This is a genomic window from Hyphomicrobium sp. (assembly GCF_003987855.1).
Lineage (GTDB): Bacteria > Pseudomonadota > Alphaproteobacteria > Rhizobiales > Hyphomicrobiaceae > Hyphomicrobium_B.
This window is the reverse complement of record NZ_RXIZ01000014.1, coordinates 1-25,780: the sequence shown is the minus strand read 5'-3', so window position 1 is coordinate 25,780 and position 25,780 is coordinate 1. Positions and strand designations below refer to the sequence as shown.

Genomic DNA, 25,780 nt, shown 5'->3' with positions numbered 1-25,780 from the left:
AATAGACCTAAGCCGCCCTTAGGAAAATTAGCCAGCGACCGACTGACGGAATATCGAATTTGATGCGCGCGCCAACGCTGCCGCCGCCCCAGGCGCCCAGGAGAAGGAAAAAGCGGCGCAGGAGCCTGCTGCTCAATTTTCTTGGGTTCGCCTTCGGCACATTCGTACTTGTTTTCATCGCGGGCTCTGCGGGCGCCGGATTTCTAATCTGGCAGGCATCGCGTGATCTTCCCGATTACGAAAGCCTGTCGAAATACGAACCACCCGTAATGACGCGCATTCATGCGCACGATGGCTCGTTGATCTCGGAGTTCGCGCGCGAGCGCCGCATCTTTGTTCCAATCAACAATGTGCCCAAGCGCGTCATCGGCGCCTTCCTCTCAGCCGAGGATCGGCGCTTCTATGAACATGGCGGCGTCGACCTGCAGGGCGTTGTTCGCGCAGTCTTCACCGCTGTCGAGTCCAAGATCCACGGTTCAAACAGACGTACGCAAGGCGCATCGACGATCACTCAGCAGGTGGCCAAAAACTTCCTGCTAACGAATGAGCGTTCGATTGAGCGCAAGATCAAGGAAGCTATCCTCGCGATCCGCATCGAGGGCGCCTATTCGAAAGATAGGATCCTTGAGCTCTATCTCAACGAGATATTCCTTGGCATGAACTCCTATGGTGTCGGCGCGGCGTCGCTCACCTACTTCAACAAGGAGCTCAAGGATCTCGATATCGAGGAAGCGGCTTATCTCGCCGCGCTTCCGAAGGGGCCGAACAACTACCATCCGTTCCGCCAGAAGGCGAAAGCCACAGAGCGCCGAAATTGGATTATCGGCCAGATGGCGGAGAACGGTTACATCACGAAGGAAGAAGCAGAGGCGGCAAAAAAGAAGCCGCTCACTGTCAATCTTCGTCCCAATACCGTTCACATTGAAACCGCTGAATTTTTTGCCGAGGAGGTGCGCCGCACGCTCCTTGGAAAGTATGGCGAGGACAAGCTCTACGGCGGCGGCCTGTCGGTTCGCACCACGCTTGACCCGCAGCTGCAGCAGTATGCGCGCAAGGCATTGACCGACGGCCTGGTAAAATTCGATCGCCGTCTCGGCTGGCGCGGACCGGTTTCGCGCATCGATATCTCTGGCGATTGGGGCGTCGCACTTGGTAAGCTTGCGAGCCCATCCGACATCGCGCCGTGGCGGTTGGGCGTCGTTCTTGAAACACAGAAGGCCAAAGCCATTATCGGCTTCAAGCCCGCGCGCCAGCAGGATTCCACGCTCGTCAAGGATCGCGAGGCGGTTGAAGTTTCGCTTGATGACATGAAGTGGGCTGCCAAGAAGGCAGGCGGCAAGAAGGTAGACGCAAAGACGACTGCCGACATCCTGAAGCCAGGCGATGTGGTCTACGTCTCGCCGAAGGACCCGGCGAACATTCAGGGCGCATGGTCCTTGATGCAGGTCCCCGAGATCGGCGGCGGTCTCGTGGCAATGGATCCATATACAGGCCGCGTGCTCGCCGTGGCCGGCGGCTTCTCTTATGATCTAAGCCAGTTCGATCGCGTCATTCAGGCGAAGCGCCAGCCAGGTTCATCGTTCAAGCCGTTCGTCTACTCGGCCGCGATCGACAATGGATATAAGCCGACTTCCATCATTCTCGATGCGCCTATCGAGATCGATCAGGGTCCCGGCCTCGATGTTTGGAAGCCCAAGAACTACGAGACCGATGATACAGCCGGTCCCGAGACGCTGCGTTTCGGCATCGAGCATTCGCGAAACCAGATGACTGCTCGCCTCGCGCAAGATCTCGGCATGCCCGTGATCACCGAATACGCGAAGCGTTTTGGAATCTACGACGATCTACTTCCCGTCCTGTCGATGTCGCTGGGCGCCGGTGAGACCACGCTTCTGCGCATGGCGACCGCCTATTGCATGCTGGCCAACGGCGGCAAGGAGGTCACTTCAACTCTTATCGACCGCATTCAGGATCGTTATGGCCGTACGATCTGGCGTCACGATGAGCGCCAGTGCATGGGCTGCATGGCCGACAGGTGGGCAAACCAAACAGAACCTCAGCTCGTGGATAGCCGCCGCCAGGTCATCGATCCTCTTACGGCCTATCAGATGACGCACATCCTGGAAGGTGTGGTTCAGCGCGGCACCGCAAGCGTTCTCAAATCTCTCAACCGTCCGATCGCCGGTAAAACCGGTACCACCAACGAAGAGAAGGACGTTTGGTTCCTTGGCTATACGCCGACCATGGTGGTTGGCGTCTTCGTGGGCTACGACACGCCGAAGCCACTCGGTAAGGGCAACACGGGCGGCGCCGTGGCCGCACCGATCTTTGGGGAATTTATCCAGGACGCTCTCGGGAATACGCCTCCTGCTCCATTTCGTGTTCCACCAGGAATCAAATTCGTTCGCGTGGATTTAAAGACGGGCCTGCGCGCTTCGGCGGACGATCCGAACTCGATCATGGAAGCTTTCAAGCCTGACGAGGAACCAGATGACGCTTACGCGATGATCGGCATCAACGCGACGGCTGACGCCACGCCGCCCCCATCGGCACCACCAGCCGGCGATCGCGTGGCGCGTCCCGCTCCTCCGGCAAGCCGCCCTGACAGCGGTTCACTGTCGCCGAATGGACTTTGGTAGATAGGCGCGCGCCGATTGCCGCGCCGCAAGTCGGGTGCGTTTACACGAGCGCCCGGCCTCACTATACGTCCGCTCCTACTTTTCTCCCGACTGACTTCGCTGGCCGTTGCCGGCTTTGGAGGTTCCCATGCGCGCTGAAGCGCAAAAACTTTCGGACGGCATCAAGGAGGCGTTTGCCCTCCTGAGGAGGTCTCTTTGACTGGGAGACGGCTGAAGACCGTCTCGCCTCGCTGAACGCGAAAGCAGAAGACCCCAATCTCTGGACCGATGCGAAGAACGCGCAAAAGGTCATGCGCCAGCGCAATTCGCTCGAGCGCTCTGTTTCTGAGTTCAAACGTCTCCAGCGCGACTACGAAGATGCGCTGACCCTGATCGAACTCGGCGAGGCCGAAAGCGATGAGGCGAGCGTGCACGAAGGCGAGGCCGCGCTCGAACGAATTGATCATGAAGCCCAACGCCGTTCGATCGACGCCATGCTTTCTGGCGAAGCCGACGCGATGAACACCTACATCGAGGTGCACGCTGGTGCGGGCGGTACCGAAAGCCAGGACTGGGCATCGATGCTCGCACGCATGTACGTGCGCTGGGCGGAACGGCGCGGCTATAAGGTCAAGCTGATCGACGAGAGCGCGGGCGAAGAAGCCGGCATTAAATCGGCGACGTTCGAAATAGAAGGCGAGAACGCGTACGGCTGGCTAAAAACGGAAGCCGGCGTGCATCGCTTGGTGCGCATCTCGCCTTATGATTCTAACGCGCGGCGCCACACGAGCTTCGCATCCGTTACTGTCTATCCCGTGATCGACGACACCATCGACGTCGACGTCAACCCCGGCGACGTCGACATTTCCTACGCGCGTGCATCAGGTGCAGGCGGCCAGCACGTCAACCGGACGGAATCCGCCGTTCGGCTGGTGCACAGGCCTTCCGGCATTGTGATCTTTGCGCAGGAGCAGCGCTCGCAACATCAGAACAAAGATATCGCGTTCAAGCGCCTCAAAGCTCGCCTCTACGAGATGGAATTGAAGAGACGCGAAGAAAAAGCCAGCGCCGAACAAGCTGCAAAGACAGATATCGGCTGGGGCCACCAGATTCGCTCCTACGTCCTCCAGCCTTATCAGCTCGTGAAAGACTTGCGGACCGGCGCGCAGTCAACGAGCCCTGACGACGTCCTCGATGGCGACATAGATCCCTTTATCGAGGCGGCACTGTCGCAACGGATAAAGGGTGGCGGCGAGGCGATGGCCGTGCAGGATCTCGAATAGAGATCAGGCGCCGCCATCGATGCGCGATTTGCCGGAAGTGAAGTGCAGGTCGTCAGTTTCGATCGCGCAAGATCGGCGTGTTGAATGGCGAGGCAGGTTCAGCCGATGTGCTTTGCGAACCGGTGAAGCCGAATCCCGGAGCACCCGGTCCGTTCAGCCAGTTTGTCGTGGCACTGTTCGATCCCGAATCTGGGGTCGTGCCGGCAGAGAAGTTGAAGTTCCCGAAGGGCGACGACGACGGGGTCTGCAACGAGCCGAGCTCGTCGGGCTCCTGATATTTCGCAGACCCATCGGCGTTCACGCCGCCGATCGAAGTCGTCTCAAACGCACTCGCGCCCGATACCAGAGCCGCCGAGAATAAGGCGGCAGCAACGATGGCTCGGCAAAGAGACATGAAAACCTCCGGGACGTCTGACAACGCGCACCATAACATGGTCGGCTAACGCCGATTTGCGGAGCTATCTAGGCGGAATACCACTTTTTTGGCATCTGTGGCATCAACGCATCGCATTGGCAGGCAAGAGAAAACATCTACGCGCTTCGCCACAGCGCCGTCAGTCGGCGTTTGGGCGCCTCTTTGACTGAGGTCGCTTGCGAGCCGTCGCTCGCCTTCGCGTCGAATCGCGCCCGGGCCTCGGCGACCGTGTACTTGTTATCCAACGCCCACCGGCCGAGCGGGGCGAGTATCGAAATGAGCGTCCGCCCGAGATCGGTCAGCTCGTAGTCGACGCGCGGCGGAATGGTTGGATAAACCGTGCGCGTTACGAGCCCGTCGCGCTCCAGGCCCCTCAAGGTGAGTGTGAGCATTCGTTGCGAAATGCCGTCCACCGCCCGGCGGATCTCGTTGAAGCGCATTGGACCGTTCGACAGCAGACCCACCACGTAGACGGTCCACTTATCGCCGATGCGCTGCAGGACATCGGAAACGGCGCGGCAATTCTCGGTTTCACGTTTGATACCGACTTCCAAAAAAGTGCCTCCTTGTGCCGCGTTCGACAGTGAACAATCTAGCGCTGGTCACAAAATGTGACTGGCTGAGGCTCACCTGTCAAATGGTCCGCTCCAGTCTCCGCCCACCGATTGGATGGAGATCCACAAATGAAACTTTTGCATGTTGATTCAAGCATCTTGGGACCCGGCTCGGTAAGCCGGCAGCTCTCGGCTGAAATTGTCGCCGCCGAGCGGCGGCTGCATCCGGACCTCCAAGTGGTTTATCGCGATCTGGCAACTACGCCGGTTGGTCATCTATCAGGTGCCCATCTCGCTGCCGCCCAAGGCGCGGCTCCCGAAGCGGCCGATGTCCAGCAGGATGTTGCTGCCGGCCAAGCGGCTCTCCAGGAATTTCTCGACGCAGATATCGTGGTCGTCGGCGCTCCGATGTACAACTTTGCCATTCCCAGCCAGTTGAAGGCCTGGATTGATCGACTTGCCGTCGCCGGAAAGACCTTCCGTTACTCCGAAAAAGGCGCTGAAGGCTTGGCGGGAGGCAAAAAGGTAGTGATCGCGTCCTCGCGCGGCGGCTTTTACGGTCCGCAGACACCCATCGCCTTCCTCGATCACCAGGAAACCTACCTTCGCAACATTTTCGGGTTTTTTGGCATCTCCGACATAACTTTTGTGCGTGCCGAGGGCGTTGCCCTCGGTGCCGACCAGCGCGCGCAATCCATCGCCGCCGCTCAGGGCGCGATTGCTGGCCTGGCAGCCTGAATTTCGGGAGTGGCGGGGCGGACGCGCCTTCGCCAGTTCCTGCCTGACGTTTGCTTTCTCGACATGGACGACAGTCGTGTTAAAGCGCGAGCCGTCAATCCAGTTGAAGACGTTCGCCGCGCATGCCTTCGCCAGATCATTTGCACCTTGTCACGTCTGAGGGTTTTCCGGATTACGCGCTGCTCGATTGCGGCGCCGGGCGGAAGCTTGAGCGGTTCGGCAAGATCGTTGTCGACCGCCCTGAACCTCAGGCACTTTGGCATCCCAAGCTGCCAAAAACGGAATGGGCGAAGGCCAATGCAGTGTTCTCAGCATCCGGCGAGGACGACGAGAAGGGCAAATGGCGTATCGACAAGCCCGTCCCGGATTCCTGGCCCGTGAGGCTCCCTTTCTCGAAGGAGCGCGCGGACGGTCAATCCGTCACGATGCTCTGCAAGCTTGCGGGCCTTTGGCATCTGGGGCTGTTTCCGGAGCAGGATCCGCACTGGCGTTGGATGCTCGAGCGATTGGCTCAGGTGAAGGGCGAGACGCCGCGGGTCCTGAACCTATTTGGCTATACGGGCGCGGCTTCCCTGCTTGCGGCCAAAGCCGGTGCGGAAGTCACGCATGTCGACGCCTCCAAGAAGGCGATCCAATGGGGAAAAGAAAACCAGGACGCTTCCAAGCTGAGCGCCGCAAAAATTCGCTGGCTCCTGGATGATGCGGCGAAGTTTGCCGCCCGCGATGTCCGTCGAGGAAAAACCTATCATCTCATTCTCGTCGACCCACCGAAGTTTGGCCGGGGACCCGAAGGGGAAGTCTGGGATCTTTTTCAGAACCTGCCGTCACTTCTAACGGATCTTGAAAAGCTGCTGGCCTCCGATAGTGCGGCGATGGTGCTGACAATCTACGCCATTCGTGCCTCCGCTCTCGCTTTCGACCAGCTGATGCGCGAAGCGTTGGCAAATCGAGGTGGAACATTCGACAGCGGCGAACTTGCTATCCGCTCCGCCGCAGGCTCGCTGGTCCCGACGTCTCTCTTCGTGCGCTGGGCTCAGTCGCCATGAAACCAACTGTCAATGCGCCGAAGATCATCACGAGCCTGACGAACGACCGCATCAAGGCGATCCGCGCTCTCGAAATGCGTAAGGTCCGTAAGGAGACCGGTCTATTCGTCGCCGAGGGCACGTCGCTGCTCGTGACCGCACGCGACCACGGCTTCATACCGGAAACTCTCGTCTACCAGGCTGGGGCGGCTGCCGGTGGAGTGGCGCGGGGCTTGGTCAAAACAGCTCTCGAAGCAGGTTCGGAGGTGCTTGAGGTTTCTGAAGGCGTCCTGGCGAAACTCGCTTCAAAAGACAATCCGCAAGCCTTGCTTGGCGTTTTTCGTCAGCGCTTCGCCGCGGCTCCGGATTTGGAGAAACTTACGGCCGCCGATACCTGGTTGGCGCTTGAAGAAATTCGCGACCCAGGCAATCTAGGCACCATCATTCGAACAGCCGATGCCGTAGGTCTGTCCGGAATCATTCTCGTCGGTACCACGTGCGATCCCTATGCACTGGAATCAATCCGCGCGACCATGGGTTCGATTTTCGCTGTGCCGATCGTGAAGCTCGACCGGGAGAGCTTCTTCAGTCTCGCCAAGGCGTGGCCGGGCGAGGTCATCGGCACGCATCTCGACGCGCGCGAAGATTTTCGACAGACGGAATATAAGGGACGCGAGCTGATCGTGATGGGAAGCGAAGGACCGGGACTGTCTGGCGGGGCCGCTGCCGTCTGCTCGACGCTGGTGAAAATTCCGATGGCAGGTGCCCTCGACTCGCTCAATCTCGCAATCGCCACCGCGTTGATGCTGTACCAGGTCCGCGGCCCTTATCTGAAGCTCTGACCATGCGCATCGAATACCACCGCACGCTGATCGCCGATCATGTTCGCAACGAAGCGTTCTTCTCGGCGCTGAAAGCTGCAATCGTGCCGGGCAAATCAGTGGTGGCCGATATCGGTGCCGGCACGGGCCTGCTTGGATTGATGGCTTCGAAACTCGGTGCGAAGGAAGTCTTTCTATTCGAAACCGCCGAGGTGGCAGCCGTTGCCGGCGCTGTCCTCAAAGCCAATAAGGCCAAGCGCTGCCATCTGATCCCGTGCCACTCGACGGAGTTTCGAGATAAATTGGCGGTCGATATCATTGTCTCTGAAACGTTGGGAAATTACGCGCTGGAAGAAAACATCATCACCACACTCGCCGACGCGCGCCAACGCTTCTTGAAGCCCGGTGGCAAGGTTATTCCGAACCGGATCATTCAATATGTCGCCCCTGTGGTTTCACCGCGCATCGACAGTGAGCTTCGCGCCTGGGAACGCGTCGGACATGGACTAGATTTGTCGGTCGCTCAGACGATGTCGCTTAACAATGCCTACGTTCGCGCCCTGAAGCCCGACGAAGTTCTAGATGGCTGCCGCAGCTCCATGGTTTGGGATGAGATCGATTTGACCTCGGAGACGAAGTCGAAGCGACGGGGCGAAGCAGAGTGGAGATTGCCCCGCCCGGCGACGATCCATGGACTCGCCACATGGTGGAAGGTCGAACTTTCGGCAGCAGTGGGTTTCTCTACGGGTCCACTGTCGCCGCGCACCCACTGGGAGCAACTTTATTTCCCGCTGCTTTCACCGATCGATGGCGCCGCGAGCGATCTTATATCGGTTGAATTGCGCTCTGCATCCTCAGAAGAAGGCGGAACGCACCTCTCGTGGACAGCCCTTCATAGAAATGCAGAGAACAAGATCTTGGCTCGCCAGACGCTCGATTTGGACAAGGGCTACCTTCCGTAGGCTTGAGCGCGATTGTTCAAGACCCATCTATGATGCTATTCGAGCGAGCAATCAGAGGGGGAGATCCATTCCATGATGGTGCTGATCGTTGGTTTGATACTGTTTCTCGGCATCCATCTGCTGCCGACGGCGCCGGAACTGCGTGATGGGCTCAAAGAGCGCATCGGCGACACACCTTACCGAATCCTGTTTTCATTGCTCTCGTTGGCCGGCATCGTCGTTATTGTCCTCGGCTTCCATAAGCTGCAGCTTCACCCTGGTAAGAACCCCATCCTTTGGGACCCCCCGGTTTGGACGCGCCACATCGCCGTCGCTTTGATGCTGCCCGCGATGATCCTGTTCGTGGCGTCCGTAATTCCCTCGCGAATCCGCACTGCGACCCGTCATCCGATGTTGATCGCGATCAAAACTTGGGCGCTGGCGCATCTTCTAGCCAATGGCGACCTCGCCGCGCTTCTTCTTTTCGGGTCATTCCTTGCATTCGCCGTCTACGATCGGATTTCGGTAAAGAAGCGCGGAACAACCGGGCCTCTAGGAGATGCCAAACCGACAGGCGCGCTGAATGATGTGCTCGTCGTGGTGATCGGCGTCGGACTTTACGCTGCGTTGCTCTTCGGCGGGCATCAGTGGCTTATCGGGGTTTCACCGATACCGGCACTCGGCTGATCGGCCGTCAAAGTCTTCTCGGCCTTCGTTCGTGCCATCAGCAGGCCGCCGCCGATTGCTATCCAGGTGCCGCATCCGATAATCCATGCCACAGGATCCATCAGGTAGTCCCAAAGATTTCGGCTAACGCCAAGCCCGAGCAGGAACGATGCGATCCCGACGTTCAAGGCCAATGCGGATACAAGGTATCCGCGGTACAGGGCGATGCCTATGACGACAGCGGTGCACGTCGGAAGAATATATCCGCTGTAGCCGATGATATATGCGTCTTTGTTCAAAAAGCCGGTAGCGGCCGGATAGAGCACTAAGCCGGAAAATGCCAGAACCGCCGTTGCGAAGCGGAACTCGGGGATTTTCGTAACGCGCAATCCGGTGACTGCTGAGACAGCCAGCACGCTGAGCAATATGAAGCCCGGAAACGAGGGTCGCTCAACTGCAGAGACGGTCCATGCGAATATCGAGCGACTGGAAATCCCAAGGACGAGTGCCGCGAGCACCGCGATCATTCCCGCTGCGAGACGCACGATGGGAGCCCGCGTGAAGAAGCTCGCAATCCCGGCGAATGTTGCAAAGATGATAAGTATCGCATTGGTGCTGTTCAAAACGGCGTCCAGCATGTTGCTCATTGCGTCGCCGTTTGCGGTTGCGCCCCGGCCTGGACCCACGCGCTCGAGAACCTGACGTGATTGATCGTTTTCATCGGTCGCGAATAAACGACATCGAATTGTCCCGGCGCCGACGAGATGAGAAAGGGATAGGCGACAGTATGTTTCCTGTCCTCGCTATCCATCAACGCGACGACACCGACCCGGCGGTATGTCTTTCCTTCAAGGTCCGTCAGCGCGAGCGTGATGTTGCGCTCGATTTGCGCGTCATCATTGAATGCAAGCAAGATGCGCGAACTATCGTAACGGATTGCGGATATTGGGCCGCCGGGGTTCGGCAACTCGATTGGGGTGGGCACCGTCCATGTCTGACCGCCGTCGGAGGTGCGCGAAATGAGGATGCTCTTCGGCTTGCGACTTTTGAGGCGCCGAACGAACGCGATCGCGGTGGACGGTCCTGTCGGGACAATCATTGGCTGATAGCCAACCTTGCCCCCGTTACCCATTCTCCGCCGGTCTATGACCCGTCCGTCCGCGTCGAGCACGAGCAATACCGGGAACTTCCGATTCATCTCTTCATAGACTGGAAGTCCGATGCGGCCGTCGGAAAAGAGGAAGGGAGTCGACTTCGTCAAATGCGAGATGTTGAAGAAGGGAGACGCATAGACACGTTCAGCATGTCCCCAGGTAGCGCCATTATCGAGACTGCGGATGAGTCCAATCTCGCAGGTCGCCCACCCGCTGAGGCGCGATGCTGCAAAGAACAGCCAGATCTCCCTGTCGGAGCGGCGGAATGGGACGGGGTTGGCAAGTGATTTGATCGTAATGCCGATGTCGCCGCTCACGCGCGCGCTGTTCGTGACGACCTGCGTCGGCGACCAATGCTGGCCATCAAAGCGAGACGATATGAGTTCGGCCCCGTTGGCGCCTTCATATTTCGCCCGGTACCAGAATGTAAGCAGCCCTCCGTCCTGCATCGCGACGCTCGACGCGCCGTGAACGAAAGACGTTTCCCCGGCGGGCGTGATGACCTCCTTCGTCAGGTCGAGCGTGCCGCGCACAGGCGCCTCGGGCACGGAGATCGCGAACGTCCACGGCTCAGTGCGGGGCGTCATTCTGTGTAGCAGAAAACCAATCAGAGCGAATGAGCTGAGCGCAAGTGCCCAAACGGCCGCTAACCTGAAGCTTTGGTATTTTTGCAAGTGGGTGTACCCGCTGCTGCCGTTGTTCCGGGAATGAGAGGAATCCGGCCTTGAGTCAACTCATGCGGAACCCGGCAATCGTCCGCTCGGTGCAATCACGTCAATCGAGCGGTGTTCTGTGTCTATCTCGTCAGCACCACGAACTCGGTCCCGCTACCATTCTCGTGAGCAGGCAACTCCCGGTCTGACACGATCATCGACGAGCCGGGTCGCGCAAGCTCGCTAATCGTCTGCAGGATGTCGTCAGGTATCGTGAAAGCGTCGAGCGCCTCGGTGGCCATCTGCACGTCCAGTGATTGGCCCTGGGATGATGCCGTCCTGCGCATCTTCTTGCCTTGGTCCAACGGCTGACCGGCAATCGGCGTCTGGGCGCTCACGAGACGCCAATCGAACGAATTAGGATCCGAACCGTAGCGCATGGCCGTGAACACATGAGTTCCGACTTTGTGCTTGAGGGGCGCAACGTTGATCGGGGCTTCCAATAGCGGCTCAAAACCCTGTCGAATATAAATTCTCTGCGTGCGAAGGCTAACGAGAACAGCAATCGGCTTGCCTCGCAAGCGCATTTCCTTGTTGGCGTCGGTCAAAGTCGCTTGCGCCGAGGCGAGATCCGTCTGGGCGTCCTTGAAGACGTCCATGGCCGAATCTCGCGCGTTCTGAGCGGCGGAATACGCGGCCTGGACTTCCGCAAAACTCATCTCCTGCGCCGCGGCATCTGCCCGTGCTCTATCCGCTTCGATCGTAAGATCGAGAAGCGCATCTTCGAGTTCGCTTTCCCGGTCGCCAACGGTGTCGGCCGCCGCACCGGGCTTGCCCTCATCAGCGCCCGACATATAACCCTCGAAGGCCTTCATCGCATTCTGCTGTTTTGCTTCAGCAGCGCTCAAGGCAGCGCGAAGGGGTTCGATCGTGCGGCGTGCCGCTTCGAACTTCTGGCTTGCATCGGTGAAGTCTTTTGCCGTCGTCTTGGTCTTTTCATCGGCAGCCGCGAGCGCCGCTTCCGCCGTTTTGACGGCAGCTCGAGAGCGATCGAGCTTCTCCTGGATCATCTGATCGGCTTCGGTCCGCGTCGTCGGTCGCCGTCGTGGATCTTTCGGCATGTCGGCGACGGCTCGCAAAAGGGCAGGGGAGACCCCGATCAGTCGGGGTAAGCCTTGAGACGCATCCGATGTCGAGTTGTCGTCCGTCCGATCGTTGACCGCAATAAGCTGCGGGCGCGACGGATCAGAGCCCATTGCCGTCGCATCCTCGAGCGGCAGCGGCTTGAAAAGCTTTGGACTCTCAAAGGCAATCGGGTCGGGATCGTCGTAGGACACGACCACCCGGTTCCCGACCTTCGTCAGGCCGTAGAGTTTTCGAGCGAAACTATAGGGCAGCCGGATGCACCCGTGTGACGCCCGGTAGCCAGGCACGTCGCCGGCATGGAAGGCGATCCCCGACCAGGTAATACGCTCCTGATAGGGCATCGACGCGCCGGAATAGATGTTACTCGTATGGTATACGTTCTTTTCCAGGATCGCGAAGACGCCCTGAGGCGTGTCGTGTCCGGGCTTGCCCGATGAGATGCGCGAGGAGGCGATTTCGCCGTTCACGTCAAAGACGCGCACTCGCTGCTTTTTGATTGAGACGACAAGGAGCAACGGTCCGTTCGCCTGCGAGACGCTCGCCGCCTGTGTCTGCGATTTGAGCTTTAGGATGCCGCTTCTGGGCTTTGCGTGGGCGGTGAGTGGCGTTAGGGCCGTCAACAGCGCGGCAACTGCCGCGATTGAACGAAACGCCGGAGAAACTCTGCCGTTGGCTTTCTCTGAACGACGCACGCAACCCACCCCGACGTAAACCAGCGATACTCGTCGCAGCAACATGTTCGGGCCGAAGTTGGCCCAAGAAAATATCAGCTACAAATTGGCTAACAGAGGCGCCTCCGGCCACGCAATGAAGTACCCCTCATGCCTAGCATTCGACCTCCGCCATGTTGCGCCATTTCAACGCTTCTGCCGTTCGGACAGAAATATCTGTGGACGTCCAGTGGAGAAATTTACCAAGAAGTCGGCGTTTGTCTCGCCACTTCGGTAGCGCAAATCCCGTTTGTTTCGTAAACTCTGTTTAGTCACAGTGGGGTGACGAGTGAACGTTTTCGCCCCACATGTCTGAGCAACAAGTTGCTCGGCCGGATGTCCTCTGCCGGTAAGTGCAGATCGGAGCAGAATGTCCATTCACGTTAAGAAGCGCCGGCTGATGGCGCCCGATATCACGATGCGCAAAGGCGGCGAGCCGATCGTAGCGCTGACGTCGTACCACGCCCACACGGCAGCGATCGCCGACAACCATTGTGATTTTCTTCTCGTCGGCGACAGCCTGGGCATGGTGATGCACGGCTACGAGACGACGGTGCCCGTCCCGCTCGAGCTAATGATCATGCACGGTCAGGCCGTGGTTCGCGGATCGAAAAAGGCGCTCGTTGTGGTGGACATGCCTTTCGCGACTTACGAAGAAAGCCCGTCAGTTGCATTCCGAAACGCCGCGCGCGTGATGAAGGAAACCGACTGCGGTGCGGTGAAGCTTGAGGGCGGTCGACGCATGGCGGAGACGATCCGCTATCTTGTCGATCGCGGCATTCCCGTCATGGCGCACATCGGCCTAACGCCCCAGTCCGTGAACGTTCTTGGCGGCTTCAAAACGCAAGGCCGCACGGTCGATCAATGGGCGGCCATCGAAGAGGACGCCCGCGTGGTCGCCGAGGCTGGCGCCTTTGCGGTCGTCCTGGAAGCACTCACTGCGCCCCTCGCCGAGCGCATTACGCAGGCGATCCCGATCCCCACGATCGGCATCGGGGCCTCGGCCGGTTGCGACGGACAAATCCTGGTTATGGAAGACATGCTCGGCCTTTCGCCCGATGTTCCGAAATTCGTGAAGAAATTCGGAGCGATCGGCGCGGCTATCGACCGGGCGATCGCGTCTTATGCTGACGAGGTACGCGCCCGACGTTTCCCGGCTCCAGAGCATACCTATGCATTGCAAAGCTCCGAGCAGCGTGCCTCGATCACACCGGTGCGGGCCACGAAAAAGCCGAAGACTCCGAGCACTTAGCTCGTCCGGGTCAGGATTAGGCGCGATCTGGAGCGGGAAACTTGCCGCCGGGGCTTGCCCGGAGCGCCCGCTCGGTTATCTATGCCCGGCGTCCGGGTTGGCGGTGGGAGATCCCTCGTTCCGAATTCCGGCGACTGAATGAGGTTAAGACGTCAATGGCCGATGATAACGACAGCCTGTTGCGCGAAGTCGAAGAAGAGCTCCGCCGCGAGCAGCTCCAGAAAATCTGGAAGCGCTACAACGGCTTGATTTTGGGGGCTGCGACGCTCGTCGTGCTTGGCGTGGCCGGATATCAATTCCTCGAAACGCGGCGACTTTCGACGGCGCAAGCGAGCGGCGCCCAATTTTCGGCTGCGGAAACGCTCTCGGACGACAAGAAGAAGGATGAAGCCGAAAAGGCGTTCAAGTCGATCGCTGACGATGGTCAGGCCGGCTTCGCCGCTCTCGCCAAGCTCCGGCTCGCCGGAGCGGAAGCCAAAGCAGGCAAAACTTCGGATGCGGTTGCAACTTATGACTCGCTCGCCAAGCAGGGCGGGGCAGATCCGTTGTTGAAAAGCTTCGCGCAGCTGCAAGCCGCTTCGTTGCGCATGTCGGATGCGGACTATGCTGAGATGGAGAATCGCTTGACGCCGCTGATCGGCGACGACGCGCCATTCGCCAAGAGTGCGCGGGAACTCTTGGGCATCGCAGCTTACAAGGCAAAGAAATACGACGATGCGCGGAAATATCTAGAACCGCTGTTGATCGATCCGAATACGTCCGAGGACCAGCAGGAGCGTGTTAAGATCGTAATGGGGGAAATGGCTGCCGCGCAGGTGGCGGCAAACACGCCACCGGCTGCAGCCAAGGAGCCCACCAAGACTGTCACTACGCCGGCAGCCGCCGAGACAACGGCGCCAGCGCCGAATTCACCGGCGCCTGAGCCCGCAAAGGCTCCGGAGCAAACTAAGAACGATGCGCAGCCTCAGGCGGGTGGGGCCGCGAACGCCGATAAAAAGTAGGACCGCTAAGCGGTGAGGGAGAACGGGGTTTGAGTATTGGGGGATGGCAGATCCGGTTCGGTGCGCCGCTTTTGGCGGTCGCGGTTTTTTGGCTTGGCGGATGTGCCAGCGAAGGCCCGAGCCTGCCCAAGATCAGCGATCTGAACCCGTTCAAGGAAAAGCAGACGCCGCTTCCTGGCCGCAGAATTCCTATCGTTGAGACGACGGAAAGCCTGTCCTCCAACCTAGCCGATGCCAAGGCGCCGATCGTCATACCCTCGCCGAGAACGAACGATTCTTGGTCGCAACCGGGCGGAGTTGCAACCAACGCACCGGGTAACCTCGCTCTGAATGGCCCGTTGCATCAGCTCTGGAGCGCGAGTGCCGGTGAAGGCACGTCGAAGACAGGCCGGGTCACCGCCAGTCCCATCTATTTCAACGGCAGCATCTATACCCTCGACGCTGCGGCCAATGTCTCCGCCTTCACGCCGACTGGAAGCAGCATCTTCAAAGTCTCGACCAAGCCCGAGACGACTGTTGGGCTCGGTGGTTATGGCGGCGGGCTCGCCGCGGATAACGGACGTCTGTATGTCGCAAACGGGTACGGCGTGGTGGCGGCGCTGGATCCCCAGACCGGCAAACCCATCTGGACGAAGAACCTCGATATTCCCGTGCGCGCCGCTCCGACAGCCGTTGGCGACAGGCTGTACGTGATCACCATCGACGGCCGCTTCTTCTGCTTAAGCGGGATTGATGGCTCCGAGATGTGGTCGGCGCGTGGCTTGCCGCAGACAGCGAGCCTGATGACGTCGACGAGTCCCGCGGTAAACGATGATGTTGTGGTGGTGCCCTATCCGTCCGGAGACATCATGGCATTTAAGCTGTCGGATGGGTCGACAGTTTGGACAGAGAACCTGTCTCGCACGCGGCAGACTTCGCAGATCGCTTCCATGAGCGATGTCGCTCGGCCGGCGATCGACGATGGCGTGGTCTTCGCCATTGGCCATGCCGGTCGCATGGTTGCCACGAAGGCAAAGAATGGCGACCGGCTTTGGTCGTTGAGCATCCCGGGTTCCGAACCCCCGTGCGTGGCTGGCGACTCCGTTTTCGTCGTCGACACCGGAGGTCGCCTAATGGCTTTGTCGCGCGTAGACGGCAAAACCCGTTGGCTGACCCAACTACCGGCGGCCAAGAACTACGCGGGACCCGTCATGGCTGCGAATACCCTCTGGCTCGTGTCCAGCGATGGCAATGTGATCAGCGTTGATCCGTTAACCGGGAAGGTCGCGGGTACGATGAGCCTGGGCGATACCGTCTTCATTCCGCCAATCGTGGCCCAAGGCCGCATGTTCGTCCTGACGGATTCAGCAAAACTCATCGCTCTCAACTGAGAATTGGGCTAGAGGATGATTGGCTTCCGCCATGGCGCGAGGCATCAAAATCCCCTTTCAATGTCCCGGTCCTTCCTTGACGTCCCCTGTCGAACGCCCTCACCCAATTCCAGTCGTTGCAATTGTCGGCCGGCCGAATGTCGGTAAATCGACGCTTTTCAACCGTCTGACCGGAACGCGCGCCGCGCTCGTCTCCGACCTGCCCGGCTTGACGCGCGATCGCCGCGAAGGAACGGCTGATCTCTTTGGCACGGACGTCCGCCTCGTTGATACGGCGGGTTTGGAAGAAGCAGAGCGGGGCTCGATCGCTGACCGCATGCGCAAACAATCCGAGCAGGCGATCGCTGACGCCGATCTCGTCCTGTTCGTGATTGATGCGCGCGCGGGCGTGACGGCCGCCGATAGCAGCTTTGCTCGGATTGCCCGCAACTCCGGCAAGCCCGTCGTGCTGGTGGCAAATAAAGCCGAGGGCAACAAGGGTACAGACGGGCTCCTGGATGCTTTTTCGCTCGGCCTTGGAGCACCGATTGCGATATCAGCCGAGCACGGCGAAGGTATCGGCGATCTGATCGAAGACATTCGCGCTGCATTGGGCCTGAAAGCGCCACCCGCTGCGAAAAAGCGTCGTCGGGGAGATGATGACGCGCCCGCAGAGATCGAACCGACGCCGAAAGTCCCCGTTCGGACGAAGCCTGTGCGTGTCGCGATTGTGGGACGTCCTAACGCCGGCAAATCCACGCTCGTGAATGCATTGCTCGGTGAGGAGCGCATGATCACGGGCCCGGAGCCGGGGCTCACGCGCGATAGCGTTTCGACGGATTTGGAATGGAAGGGCCAACATATCCGTCTTTTCGATACCGCGGGATTGCGGAAGAAGGCGAAGATTACGGACACGGCGGAAAAGCTGTCCGCGAGCGATGCCGTGCGCGCCATTCGCTTTGCTGAGGTGGTTGTTCTGCTGATCGATGCTGAACGCCCCTTCGAACATCAGGATCTGACGATCGGCCACCGCGTGGCGGAGGAGGGACGCGCCCTCGTGGTCGCCGTCAACAAATGGGACCTCGTCGAAGACAAGCAGAAAACCCTGCGTGAACTGAAGAAGACCCTCGCGGAGAGCTTGGCCCAAGTGCCGAACGTTCCGTTTGTGGCCATCTCAGCTCGGTCCGAGAGTGGCCTCGACCAACTGATGTCGGCGATCGCCAAGATCCACGCCATCTGGAACCGGCGCGTATCGACACCGCAGCTCAACCGCTGGCTCGAAGAAGCGCTGAGCCGCCACTCGCCCCCAGCGGTTCACGGCAAGCGGATCAAGATCCGCTACGTCACTCAACCTTCAACGCGTCCGCCGACATTCGTCGCTTTTTCGCAGCGTGCCGATGCGCTACCTCAGTCCTACGTGAAGTATCTCACGAACTCTCTGCGAGAAACGTTCGACCTCCCAGGCGTCCCCATTCGCTTCAGTTTGCGAAAGGGCGAAAACCCGTATGCGAAGAAGTAGGAAAAATCGCAGCGGGCGGGAGCAACAGCAGCGAGAAGACCTCAAAGCCGCCAAGCTCACCGCCCGCACGGGCGACAGCCGATGAAAACTGGCGCCGCTCCGGATGGGGTTAGATAGGTGACCTAGGCGAAGCGTCAAGGGGTGCGGATCATCTTGCTTTTCGCCGGCTTCTAGGCCATCCGACACGAATGGACGTCTTCTTCTATCACCTCGAACACCAACCGCTCGAGCGCGTTCTGCCGAGCCTCCTGGAGAAGACCCTCGCGCGCGGCTGGCGGGCCGTTGTGCAGGTCGGAAACGAAGAGCGTTTGGAAGCGCTTGATCAAGCGCTTTGGACCTATGCCGAGGACAGCTTTCTTCCCCACGGCGGCGCTCGAATAGGCCACTCGAGCGCCCAGCCAATCTACCTAACCCTCACGGATGAGACGCCAAATGGCGCCGGCGTACGGTTTTTGGTCGACGGCGCCGAGGCGCGAGAGTTCTCCGGCGCGGAACGCTTTGTCTATGTATTTGACGGCAACGATGCCGACGCCGTTGCGTCGGCCCGAAACCAATGGAAAGCGGCAAAGGCAGCGGGTTGCTCGGTCACGTATTGGCAGCAGTCACCGTCCGGGCGGTGGGAGCAGAAGGCTTAGGCTCCCCATGGTTGCGCCGCAATGAACTACCACCACGACTATCACGCCGGAAACTTCGCGGACGTATTAAAGCACGTCGTGCTGGCACGTGTGCTGACGTACATGAGGCAAAAACCAAAACCGTTTCGCGTGATCGACACGCATGCGGGGGCGGGGTTCTACGATCTAACGGGAGCCGAGGCGGCGAAAACTGCCGAATGGCGCGACGGCATCGCTCGCCTGTTCGAAGTAGAAACGCAGGAGCCTGTTACCAGCCTGCTAGCGCCTTACCTCGACGTCGTGCGCGCAGTGAACTCAGATGAGTTGCGTTACTATCCCGGCAGTCCGGTCATCGCGCGCCACCTGATGCGAGACGATGACGTCCTCGTCGCCAATGAACTTGCGAGTGAAGAATTTCAGCGCCTCAAGTTGGAGCTTCGTCGCGCCAAAGCGACGACCGTTCTCAACATCGACGCACGTCACGCGGTGAAATCGCTTTTGCCGCCCAAAGAACGGCGGGGGCTCGTGCTCATCGACCCGCCGTTTGAAGAGAAAAGCGAATTCGCGGATCTTGCGACTGCCTTGGACGAGGCTCTCGCGCGCTTCGCGACCGGAACGTATCTGATCTGGTATCCCATCAAAGATGAGGCAGCCGCGGACCGCTTCGTGGCCATCGCGACGAACAAGCCCGGCATCGATTTTCTCGACGTCCGCCTAGCCGTTTCAAAGTCCTTTCCAGGCCTTGGGCTTACCGCGTCCGGAGTTCTCGTTCTCAATCCGCCGTTCGTGTTGAAGAGCGAGCTCGAAGTTCTGATGCCCGTCTTGAAAGAAGCGCTGGCGGCCGACACGGGAAGCCACTTCGCGATAAGAACCAGCGTTCAATAGTGTCATCATCGTTGCTTTGCAGCATTTCGCCTTGCAAGCTTTCAGCATTTACCGGATAAATTGCCGCACGCTAAGGCGGGCATCGGCACGGGAGCTCCCGACGCGTTCTACGAGCCCGGCGCGTGGTTGTGCGATCCGGCAGGGAAGCGCTTTGGAATTCCGGCTCCGCGGTCCGCCACGGCTGTCGACAGGAAGCTTTTCGCTTCAGTTGTTGGCCGGGCTGCCAGGAGACGATGCATGCGCCAGACAGGTACCGTGAAGTTTTACAACTCTCAAAAGGGCTACGGCTTCATCAAGCCCGACGCCGGCGGCAATGATGTGTTCGTGCACGTCACAGCCGTTGAGCGCTCCGGCATTGGCGAGCTCAACGAGGGAATGCGAATTTCATTTGAAACCGAGCCCGATAAACGCGGCAAGGGACCAAAAGCCGTCGATCTGCAAAAGGCCGGCTGACGCTTCACGCGACTGGGGAATGTAACGTCGCGATACCCGTCGCGGCGATAAATACGTTTTACGTCTTTGACCTGGGCTAGTGAGATCTCTGTTGTCTCGGATTGCTTTCGATCGGGAAGCAAGCCCCTATCAATAAGAGTTCGTTGCGCATCGCCCGAAATCCTCATCGTCGCGCCGATAGAGGCACCTCACTTTGCCGCTGTGCTGCGGAAGGCGCTCACGGCGGCCACCAGCACCGCACCACCCAAACTGCCACCGAGGATCTGGATCATGGCGTCGATGGGACTGAGGACGCCCATCCCCGACGCGCTGGAGAAGACCTCGTCAACGATTAGACTGCCGATGCCTCCACCCACGATGCCCGTGATGGTGTTACCAAGCATTCCCAAACTGAGGCTCTTCAATAGGCTTCCAGCGACATTCCCCCCGAGGGCGCCACTGACCACCTGCAGAAGGAGAGGAATGTATTCCATGTGTCCTCCTCGGAAGGACGATGGGAGTGCCGGCTGGTATTAGCATCGTGAGGCCGCAACCTCATGGGGCATGGACGTACAACCGATAGCACACCGGGAACGCTTCGTGATCGTCCGCCGTTCTTCGGGCGTCTTCAATGGGGATGAGTTGTCGAGAAGTGACAGGCTTGCCGGAAATGTGGCGCGTAACCATTTCTTGAGCCGGAGCAAGGATAATTCGGGTAACTTTGCGCTATACATGCCCCGAAACGAATGGCGGCGGAAAGGCCAAGCGATGATCTCTAGATTGATTTCGGCCAGCGTGGCGGTGCTATGCCTCGTCGGGTTGACCTTGCCGTCTTCCGCCCAGGAAAGCCCCAATGGCTATTCCCTTCATCGCAAAAAGGGCGGCTATTCTTACGACAAGTCCGATTCCGTGAACACCTATGGCGCCCCGTCACGCAGACGGTCTGCGCCTCCGGGGCCGCCGGATTTTCGTGACCAAACGATCGCCGGACCGTTCGATAACAGCTTCTTTTTTGATTCGGGCGTCGGCAGTCTGTACGGCGGCAATTCTCCGTACATGCACTGATCTCCGCGCGTTTTTCTCGTCACCAGCCCGAGGCCGCGCGTTGTCGCGGCCTTTCGCATTTCTGTGATTTACGCCGGCCAAATCCAAAAACCTGTCAACTGTAGCAGGCGCGCCACTCGCCCTCGTCTCGCCATTGTGCTGACAATATAAAGACAGCCTGATCCCAGGGGTGGGCTTTGAGGGAGAACTATCGTTATGCGCTTCTCGGTCAACTTTGTAGCCGCATTAGCCCTGGCCGCGACAGTTTCCGCCGCGGCGAGCGTGTCCGCGCATGCGGAGTGCAAGCGGTACGGCTTCACTGTGAATGATTACGGCAAAGACGGTCCGACGAGTGACGCCAAGAGTCTGCTCGATAAGCTGATCGCGTCAAAAATGACCGAGCGCGGCGTCAGCGATTACAAGACCGGTAAGAAGAGCGTTTCATGCGAACTCTTCCTGAACTTCATCGTATTCGACGAACACACCTGCACGGCCGAAGCGACGGTATGCTGGGGTGGCTCGAAGCTCCCAGGCGGGGAGCAAGCTGCCGCTGAAGAAGCTCAGCCAGAAAAGACGGCTGATACCGCTGAAGAGAAGCCGGGAAAGAAGAAGGCAGTGAAGGAGGCTTCGGCCCACTCCGATGCTCCGGCCGCAACGCCTACTCATAAGACCGCTGCCCAATCGATTCCTGATCCCAAATCGCTTCTCGGAACGAAGGCAAAAAAGGCAGCTTCGTCCTCGGTGGAGACAGGCTCACTGAGCGAAGCAGCGCCAAAGCATAAGGCTCACAAAACTGCCGAAGAAGCGAGCGACGTACCGTCGGCAAAGTCGAGCGATGACGCCGGTGGTTTTCCGACGCCGCAGTCTCCGACAGATGGCGGCACGCAGTAACAGATCACTTGGCTCAGCAAATTTTCGCGCCGTTGCGAACTACGCAGCGGCGCGAATTTCTTGCAACTTCGCTTCGATGATCTGCCGATTGTACGGCTTCAACAAGTACGTATCGGCGCCGTGCGCGAGCGCGCGCTGGATTTCAAACGCGTCATACTCGGTCACGACGTAGACGATGTAAGGGCGTTGACTGAGCGGTAGGGCCCGGATCTTGCCCACCAGCTCCAGGCTGTTGGTATCTGGCATGCGCCAGTCGACCAGGATGTAGTCGGGCGTCTCCGACCGCAAACGCTCTAATGCTGCAACCGCCCCGTCGGCTTCGCTGACACGAAAGCCTTCACTTTCAAAGATCAGCCGGGCGTACTTTCGAATGATCTCGGAATCGTCGATGACAAAGCAATGAAGCATTTAAAGGGCTTCTCGGAATTGCGACGCCTACACATGCGAGCTGAGCGAATGCTCAAAACGATGTTTTGAAAATTGCCCGCAATTTATTAAGGCCCGCTTAAGACGTATGGCGCGCGAGCGCCAATGTCAGCTGGAGGGCTTGGCCACAAGTAGGATGTCTGCTCCATCCTTCAGGATCTCGAGCCGCATACCGGCGGTCGGCGCTATGCGCCAAGTGTAGTAGGCTTGGATGGTGATGGCATCGAGCGCGAGTGGATTGCCAGCCACGAAATCGGTCAGATACTGCGGCGGTCGCGCGCCAGTGCCTTTGCAGCGAATGAGAAATGTCGGCTGCTCGAACGATCCGCCAATCGAAACATCGATCTCACCGCCGCGCGGAAGCGCTGTGACTGCCGATGCGATGAGATTTAAGAGAAGTTTCACTTTGTCTTTGGCCACGAGGCCAGGAGCCCCGCGCCAGATCAATTTATGTTTCCCCTGAGTGATGCTGATGAAACCACGCGATATTTTCTCAGCGGTCGTCAGATCGATCACGCTTCCTGCCGAACCGGCAGCACCGAAGGCGAACCGTGCGAATTCTAAACGTGCGGAGGCCTGTTCCGTCACATTGCGAATGACGGTCATCGCGTAGTTCTTCGCCTGCGGGTCGTCGTCCTCGTCCAGGATCTCCAACCCGTTTACGATTGCGCCGACGGGATTGATGATGTCGTGGCAAATTTTGCTCGAAATCAGCGCTGCAAGTTCAAGGTCTGTCGGCGGGACGCGCTGGCTCATCACTGGTCCTTCATCGAAATCAAATGGGCCGGAAAGCGGCTGCTCATGCGCGACAGCGCGACGCGAATACATCAAGGCAGCTTGCGATAATGCCCTAGGCTCTGATACATGCGCCGAATAACGGTTGCCAAGTCTTGCAGCCGGTGGGCTCTCTGGGCCCCGTTTTTCATGGAATGCATGAGTCTTGTGCGCCACGGTTCGCCGCGGCGCAAAAGGGCGCGTTGGCAACATATCCGCCAAGTGACGCGTAAAAGTGATTCGAGACCGGAGTTTTGAAATATCGATGCTGGCCGACCTGACGAATTTCGATGCGCTGATAGCTGCATTGCTTCCAGCTGTCCGTGAAGCAGGGCGGTTGGAGATGGGCCACTTCAGGAGTGGTGTCGTCTTCCAGCAGAAGGCGGACCGCTCGCCCGTCACTGCAGCAGATCAGGAAGCAGAAGACGTGATCCTCGCGGCTCTCGCCCGCGTCGCGCCGGATGTGCCCGTGGTGGCAGAGGAGCAGATCGCAAACGGCGGTATTTGCGAATACGCCAAGTGCTTCTTTCTCGTCGACGCGCTCGACGGCACCAGGCTATTTATTCGGGGCAAGCCAGAATTTTCGATCAATATTGGTTACGTCGAGGACGGTCGGACCCGGTTCGGACTGATTTACCTGCCGCCATCCGAGCGGCTGTTCGTGACGCGCAACGACGGCGCATACGTGGCTCATCTTCCCTCTTCGGGTAGCGAAGCGTTCGAGCAGCTTCGCTTCGAGCGGCTGACCACGCGACAGCCGAATCCTGCGTCACTCGTCGCCTTCAACAGTCGCGGCACAGGGGCGGCAAGCACGAACCTTCTAGCGTTTCTGAAGGTCCGCGACGCCAAGCCTCTTGGCTCTTCGATGAAGTTTTGCCTTATCGCGGCCGGAGAGGGCGATCTCTACGCCCGTTTTGGCGAAACCTACGAATGGGATACCGCCGCCGGCCAAGCGATCCTCGAGGCCGCGGGCGGGTCGGTCACAAACCTCGACGGTACGCCGTTGACCTATGGCCACTACGATCGCGGGTTCAAAAACCCATATTTCGTCGCCTGGGGCCGCGAGCCACTTTGGCGCGGCGCCGTTGCGGAATTGCCTGCAGCGGGCGCATAGGCAACGCGAAGCGGCCATACTTTAGCAACGAATACAGGCGAATCTGTATGCTGGGATTCGCCTGAGTTCCGGTCGTGGGGTGGCCTTCGCGCACAGCGCGTAGACGATTGGGCATTGCTCGGGTGCGAAGTCGAAAGAGGGAACTCTCGATGCGTCGCGGCCTCGTGGGAATTTTGCGGATGCCAACTATCGCGCTCCGAGGCGCTTGCTGTGCTTCGGCGATTGGCCTTGTTGCGTGGATTTCGATTGCTGGAACCACGGTTCAGGCTGCCGATGACTCCTATCGTCCCCCGCAGGATACCTATTCCGGCCAGAGCGGCATCGATTCCTACAGCCCGCCGCCGTCCGGCAATACATACCAGTCCGCGCCTCCTTCGCGCGGAGACGACCCCTACGTTCCCTATTCCGGCGGGCGCGGCCCTGACAGCGATCCGGGTGGCTATGGTGCGCCCTATGCTCCTCCTCCAAGCGCCAGCCGAGAGGGTGGCGGATATGGCGGTGGCCCACCTCCGGACGACCAGCCATCCCGACGCGGAGAATATTCGGAAGACGAGATCGTTCGTGCCGGCAACAACTTCTTCGGCAAAGTGAGCGGTGGATTGGCCTCGGCCATCGAGTGGACATTCCAAAAAGCAGGACGCCCGAATGGCTACATTCTTGGCCAGGATGCCGGCGGAGCATTTTTCGCGGGCTTGTCTTATGGCGAGGGCACCCTCTACACCAAGGACGCCGGCTCATATAAGGTCTACTGGCAAGGTCCATCGGTTGGCTACGACTTCGGCGGTGACGGCTCTAAAGTCATGACGCTTGTCTATGATCTCCGTGATCCCTCAGACATTTACGACCGTTTCGGGGGTGTCGAAGGCACCGCTTATCTCGTCGGCGGCGTAAGTGTTCAGCTACAAAAGGCCGGCCATGTTACGCTGGCGCCGATTCGCGCTGGTATTGGCTTACGACTGGGTGCGAACGTCGGGTATTTGAAGTATACGAGATACCCAACCTGGAACCCGTTCTGACGCTTGGACAGCGGAGGCGTCACGTCGACATAGATCGGAGGAAAAAAGGAAGGTTTCTGCTGATTTAGGGAATTACGTCGGTGCGGCGGGGGCCGCGAAGCTTTTCATCAGGACGCGTATTCTTGATCACGCTGTATGCCGCGATGCTCGTTGCTCTGGGCTTCTTGATCGCGGCCCTTATTGTTGTTGTTTTGCTGCCTGCATACAGGCGGCGCGTTGAGCGATTCACCGCTGAAAGCTTGAAGCGGACGCTGCCGCTCACCGAGGAAGAAATCCGAGCCGATAAGGACCGATTGCGTGCGGATTTCGCGATGGAACTGCATCGCCTCGAGTCGCGCCTGGAAGACGCGGCTTTGTTGGCCGCGCGTCAGCGCATCGAGGTCAATCGCCGGGACGCAAAGATTCAGGAACTGTCCGAATCCATAGCGGATCAAAAAATGAGCGTGGAGGAGCACGAGAATGCGCGTCGCGTTCTCGAACAGGCCATTTTGGACCGGCTTCCAAAGGTCGAACAGCGTCTGGCGGAAACGCGAAAACTGCTCGCGACCCGCGACCGGGAAATAAAGACGCTTGCGGCAAGCGGAGCAAAGCAGGCCGCAGCGCTGGAGGAAGCCGTCCAGCTCAACAAGCAGCGCGAAAAGGAAATCGCGCAACTTCGCACTGCCCTCGATACTCGCGCGGTTCGCAATCGGGACGGGCTCAAAGGCCCATCCGCTGATGCCAACGTGGCCCTGCGGAT

The 25,780-nt window shown here is 59.2% G+C and carries 26 protein-coding genes and 1 pseudogene; 19 read left to right on the top strand and 8 right to left on the bottom strand.

Annotated features, from left to right (window positions below; translation table 11 throughout):
- Window positions 1-62: 62 nt before the first annotated feature.
- The gene (locus EKK30_RS12255; protein WP_290985395.1) at window positions 63-2,639 is read left to right on the top strand and encodes a penicillin-binding protein 1A; all 2,577 of its coding nucleotides are present in this window, start codon (window positions 63-65) and stop codon (window positions 2,637-2,639) included.
- Window positions 2,640-2,766: 127 nt separating this feature from the next.
- Window positions 2,767-3,901 (top strand): peptide chain release factor 2 gene (prfB, locus tag EKK30_RS12250; protein WP_290985392.1). Its coding sequence is split into 2 segments (ribosomal slippage): window positions 2,767-2,835 and window positions 2,837-3,901, totalling 1,134 coding nucleotides; the frame shifts between segments, so codons are not numbered across the junction.
- A 52-nt stretch (window positions 3,902-3,953) separates the two neighbouring features.
- Here prfB and EKK30_RS12245 read toward each other — a convergent pair.
- The gene (locus EKK30_RS12245; RefSeq protein ID WP_290985389.1) at window positions 3,954-4,295 is read right to left on the bottom strand and encodes a hypothetical protein; all 342 of its coding nucleotides are present in this window, start codon (window positions 4,293-4,295) and stop codon (window positions 3,954-3,956) included.
- Between the two features lie 137 nt (window positions 4,296-4,432).
- Entirely contained in the window at window positions 4,433-4,870 is a 438-nt protein-coding gene (locus EKK30_RS12240) for a helix-turn-helix domain-containing protein (RefSeq protein WP_290985386.1), read from the bottom strand.
- Window positions 4,871-4,999: 129 nt separating this feature from the next.
- Between EKK30_RS12240 and EKK30_RS12235 the strand changes: the two genes are divergently transcribed.
- The 5 genes from EKK30_RS12235 (at window position 5,000) to EKK30_RS12215 (ending at window position 9,082) form a co-directional block, all read left to right on the top strand.
- Window positions 5,000-5,608, top strand: coding sequence for an FMN-dependent NADH-azoreductase (locus EKK30_RS12235; protein ID WP_290985384.1), 609 nt, complete (start codon window positions 5,000-5,002; stop codon window positions 5,606-5,608).
- Between the two features lie 122 nt (window positions 5,609-5,730).
- A complete protein-coding gene (locus EKK30_RS12230) occupies window positions 5,731-6,654 on the top strand; it encodes a class I SAM-dependent methyltransferase (RefSeq protein ID WP_290985381.1) in 924 nt (307 codons plus the stop codon).
- The gene (locus tag EKK30_RS12225) at window positions 6,651-7,475 is read left to right on the top strand and encodes an RNA methyltransferase (RefSeq protein WP_290985378.1); all 825 of its coding nucleotides are present in this window, start codon (window positions 6,651-6,653) and stop codon (window positions 7,473-7,475) included. Before EKK30_RS12230 ends, EKK30_RS12225 begins: the two co-directional genes overlap by 4 nt.
- A 2-nt stretch (window positions 7,476-7,477) precedes the next feature.
- Complete coding sequence (locus EKK30_RS12220) at window positions 7,478-8,416, top strand: 50S ribosomal protein L11 methyltransferase (protein ID WP_290985375.1); 939 nt, start codon at window positions 7,478-7,480, stop codon at window positions 8,414-8,416.
- 72 nt (window positions 8,417-8,488) lie between these two features.
- On the top strand, window positions 8,489-9,082 hold the full coding sequence (locus tag EKK30_RS12215; protein WP_290985373.1) for an NnrU family protein: 594 nt from the start codon (window positions 8,489-8,491) through the stop codon (window positions 9,080-9,082).
- On the opposite strand, the gene EKK30_RS12210 is transcribed toward EKK30_RS12215, so the two are convergent.
- From EKK30_RS12210 to EKK30_RS12200, 3 genes are all read right to left on the bottom strand, one after another.
- Complete coding sequence (locus EKK30_RS12210; RefSeq protein WP_290985370.1) at window positions 9,040-9,708, bottom strand: hypothetical protein; 669 nt, start codon at window positions 9,706-9,708, stop codon at window positions 9,040-9,042. The genes EKK30_RS12215 and EKK30_RS12210 overlap by 43 nt on opposite strands.
- The gene (locus EKK30_RS12205) at window positions 9,705-10,802 is read right to left on the bottom strand and encodes an exo-alpha-sialidase (protein ID WP_290985367.1); all 1,098 of its coding nucleotides are present in this window, start codon (window positions 10,800-10,802) and stop codon (window positions 9,705-9,707) included. The genes EKK30_RS12210 and EKK30_RS12205 overlap by 4 nt, the downstream gene beginning before the upstream one ends.
- A 209-nt stretch (window positions 10,803-11,011) precedes the next feature.
- On the bottom strand, window positions 11,012-12,706 hold the full coding sequence (locus EKK30_RS12200; protein WP_290985364.1) for a L,D-transpeptidase family protein: 1,695 nt from the start codon (window positions 12,704-12,706) through the stop codon (window positions 11,012-11,014).
- 388 nt (window positions 12,707-13,094) lie between these two features.
- Here EKK30_RS12200 and panB point away from each other — a divergent pair, with 388 nt between their 5' ends.
- The 7 genes from panB (at window position 13,095) to EKK30_RS12165 (ending at window position 19,797) form a co-directional block, all read left to right on the top strand.
- On the top strand, window positions 13,095-13,976 hold the full coding sequence (gene panB, locus EKK30_RS12195; RefSeq protein ID WP_290985361.1) for a 3-methyl-2-oxobutanoate hydroxymethyltransferase: 882 nt from the start codon (window positions 13,095-13,097) through the stop codon (window positions 13,974-13,976).
- 155 nt (window positions 13,977-14,131) lie between these two features.
- Window positions 14,132-14,977 (top strand): tetratricopeptide repeat protein, encoded by an 846-nt coding sequence (locus tag EKK30_RS12190; protein WP_290985359.1) that lies wholly within the window; start codon window positions 14,132-14,134, stop codon window positions 14,975-14,977.
- A gap of 29 nt (window positions 14,978-15,006) precedes the next feature.
- The gene (locus tag EKK30_RS12185; RefSeq protein ID WP_290985356.1) at window positions 15,007-16,347 is read left to right on the top strand and encodes a PQQ-binding-like beta-propeller repeat protein; all 1,341 of its coding nucleotides are present in this window, start codon (window positions 15,007-15,009) and stop codon (window positions 16,345-16,347) included.
- Window positions 16,348-16,423: 76 nt separating this feature from the next.
- Window positions 16,424-17,845: a ribosome biogenesis GTPase Der gene (gene der / locus EKK30_RS12180; protein ID WP_290985353.1), complete on the top strand. Its 1,422-nt coding sequence runs from the start codon at window positions 16,424-16,426 to the stop codon at window positions 17,843-17,845.
- Window positions 17,846-18,033: 188 nt separating this feature from the next.
- Entirely contained in the window at window positions 18,034-18,480 is a 447-nt protein-coding gene (locus EKK30_RS12175) for a DNA polymerase III subunit chi (RefSeq protein ID WP_290985350.1), read from the top strand.
- A 21-nt stretch (window positions 18,481-18,501) separates the two neighbouring features.
- Window positions 18,502-19,344, top strand: coding sequence for a 23S rRNA (adenine(2030)-N(6))-methyltransferase RlmJ (rlmJ, locus tag EKK30_RS12170; RefSeq protein ID WP_290985347.1), 843 nt, complete (start codon window positions 18,502-18,504; stop codon window positions 19,342-19,344).
- 237 nt (window positions 19,345-19,581) lie between these two features.
- On the top strand, window positions 19,582-19,797 hold the full coding sequence (locus tag EKK30_RS12165; RefSeq protein WP_015597278.1) for a cold-shock protein: 216 nt from the start codon (window positions 19,582-19,584) through the stop codon (window positions 19,795-19,797).
- A gap of 188 nt (window positions 19,798-19,985) precedes the next feature.
- On the opposite strand, the gene EKK30_RS12160 is transcribed toward EKK30_RS12165, so the two are convergent.
- Complete coding sequence (locus EKK30_RS12160; RefSeq protein ID WP_290985336.1) at window positions 19,986-20,270, bottom strand: hypothetical protein; 285 nt, start codon at window positions 20,268-20,270, stop codon at window positions 19,986-19,988.
- A gap of 274 nt (window positions 20,271-20,544) precedes the next feature.
- On the opposite strand from EKK30_RS12160, the gene EKK30_RS12155 reads away from it, so the two are divergent.
- Complete coding sequence (locus tag EKK30_RS12155; RefSeq protein WP_290985333.1) at window positions 20,545-20,841, top strand: hypothetical protein; 297 nt, start codon at window positions 20,545-20,547, stop codon at window positions 20,839-20,841.
- Window positions 20,842-21,036: 195 nt separating this feature from the next.
- On the top strand, window positions 21,037-21,711 hold the full coding sequence (locus EKK30_RS12150) for a hypothetical protein (RefSeq protein WP_290985330.1): 675 nt from the start codon (window positions 21,037-21,039) through the stop codon (window positions 21,709-21,711).
- Between the two features lie 39 nt (window positions 21,712-21,750).
- On the opposite strand, the gene EKK30_RS12145 is transcribed toward EKK30_RS12150, so the two are convergent.
- The gene (locus tag EKK30_RS12145; RefSeq protein WP_290985327.1) at window positions 21,751-22,119 is read right to left on the bottom strand and encodes a response regulator; all 369 of its coding nucleotides are present in this window, start codon (window positions 22,117-22,119) and stop codon (window positions 21,751-21,753) included.
- Between the two features lie 126 nt (window positions 22,120-22,245).
- On the bottom strand, window positions 22,246-22,893 hold the full coding sequence (locus tag EKK30_RS12140) for a histidine phosphotransferase family protein (RefSeq protein WP_290985324.1): 648 nt from the start codon (window positions 22,891-22,893) through the stop codon (window positions 22,246-22,248).
- A gap of 283 nt (window positions 22,894-23,176) precedes the next feature.
- On the opposite strand from EKK30_RS12140, the gene EKK30_RS12135 reads away from it, so the two are divergent.
- The 3 genes and pseudogenes from EKK30_RS12135 to EKK30_RS12125 form a co-directional block, all read left to right on the top strand.
- A complete protein-coding gene (locus EKK30_RS12135) occupies window positions 23,177-24,025 on the top strand; it encodes a 3'(2'),5'-bisphosphate nucleotidase CysQ (protein WP_290985320.1) in 849 nt (282 codons plus the stop codon).
- A 179-nt stretch (window positions 24,026-24,204) separates the two neighbouring features.
- On the top strand, window positions 24,205-25,041 hold the full coding sequence (locus EKK30_RS12130) for a DUF1134 domain-containing protein (RefSeq protein WP_290985317.1): 837 nt from the start codon (window positions 24,205-24,207) through the stop codon (window positions 25,039-25,041).
- Between the two features lie 122 nt (window positions 25,042-25,163).
- A pseudogene (locus EKK30_RS12125) lies at window positions 25,164-25,780 on the top strand (hypothetical protein); the annotation flags it as partial.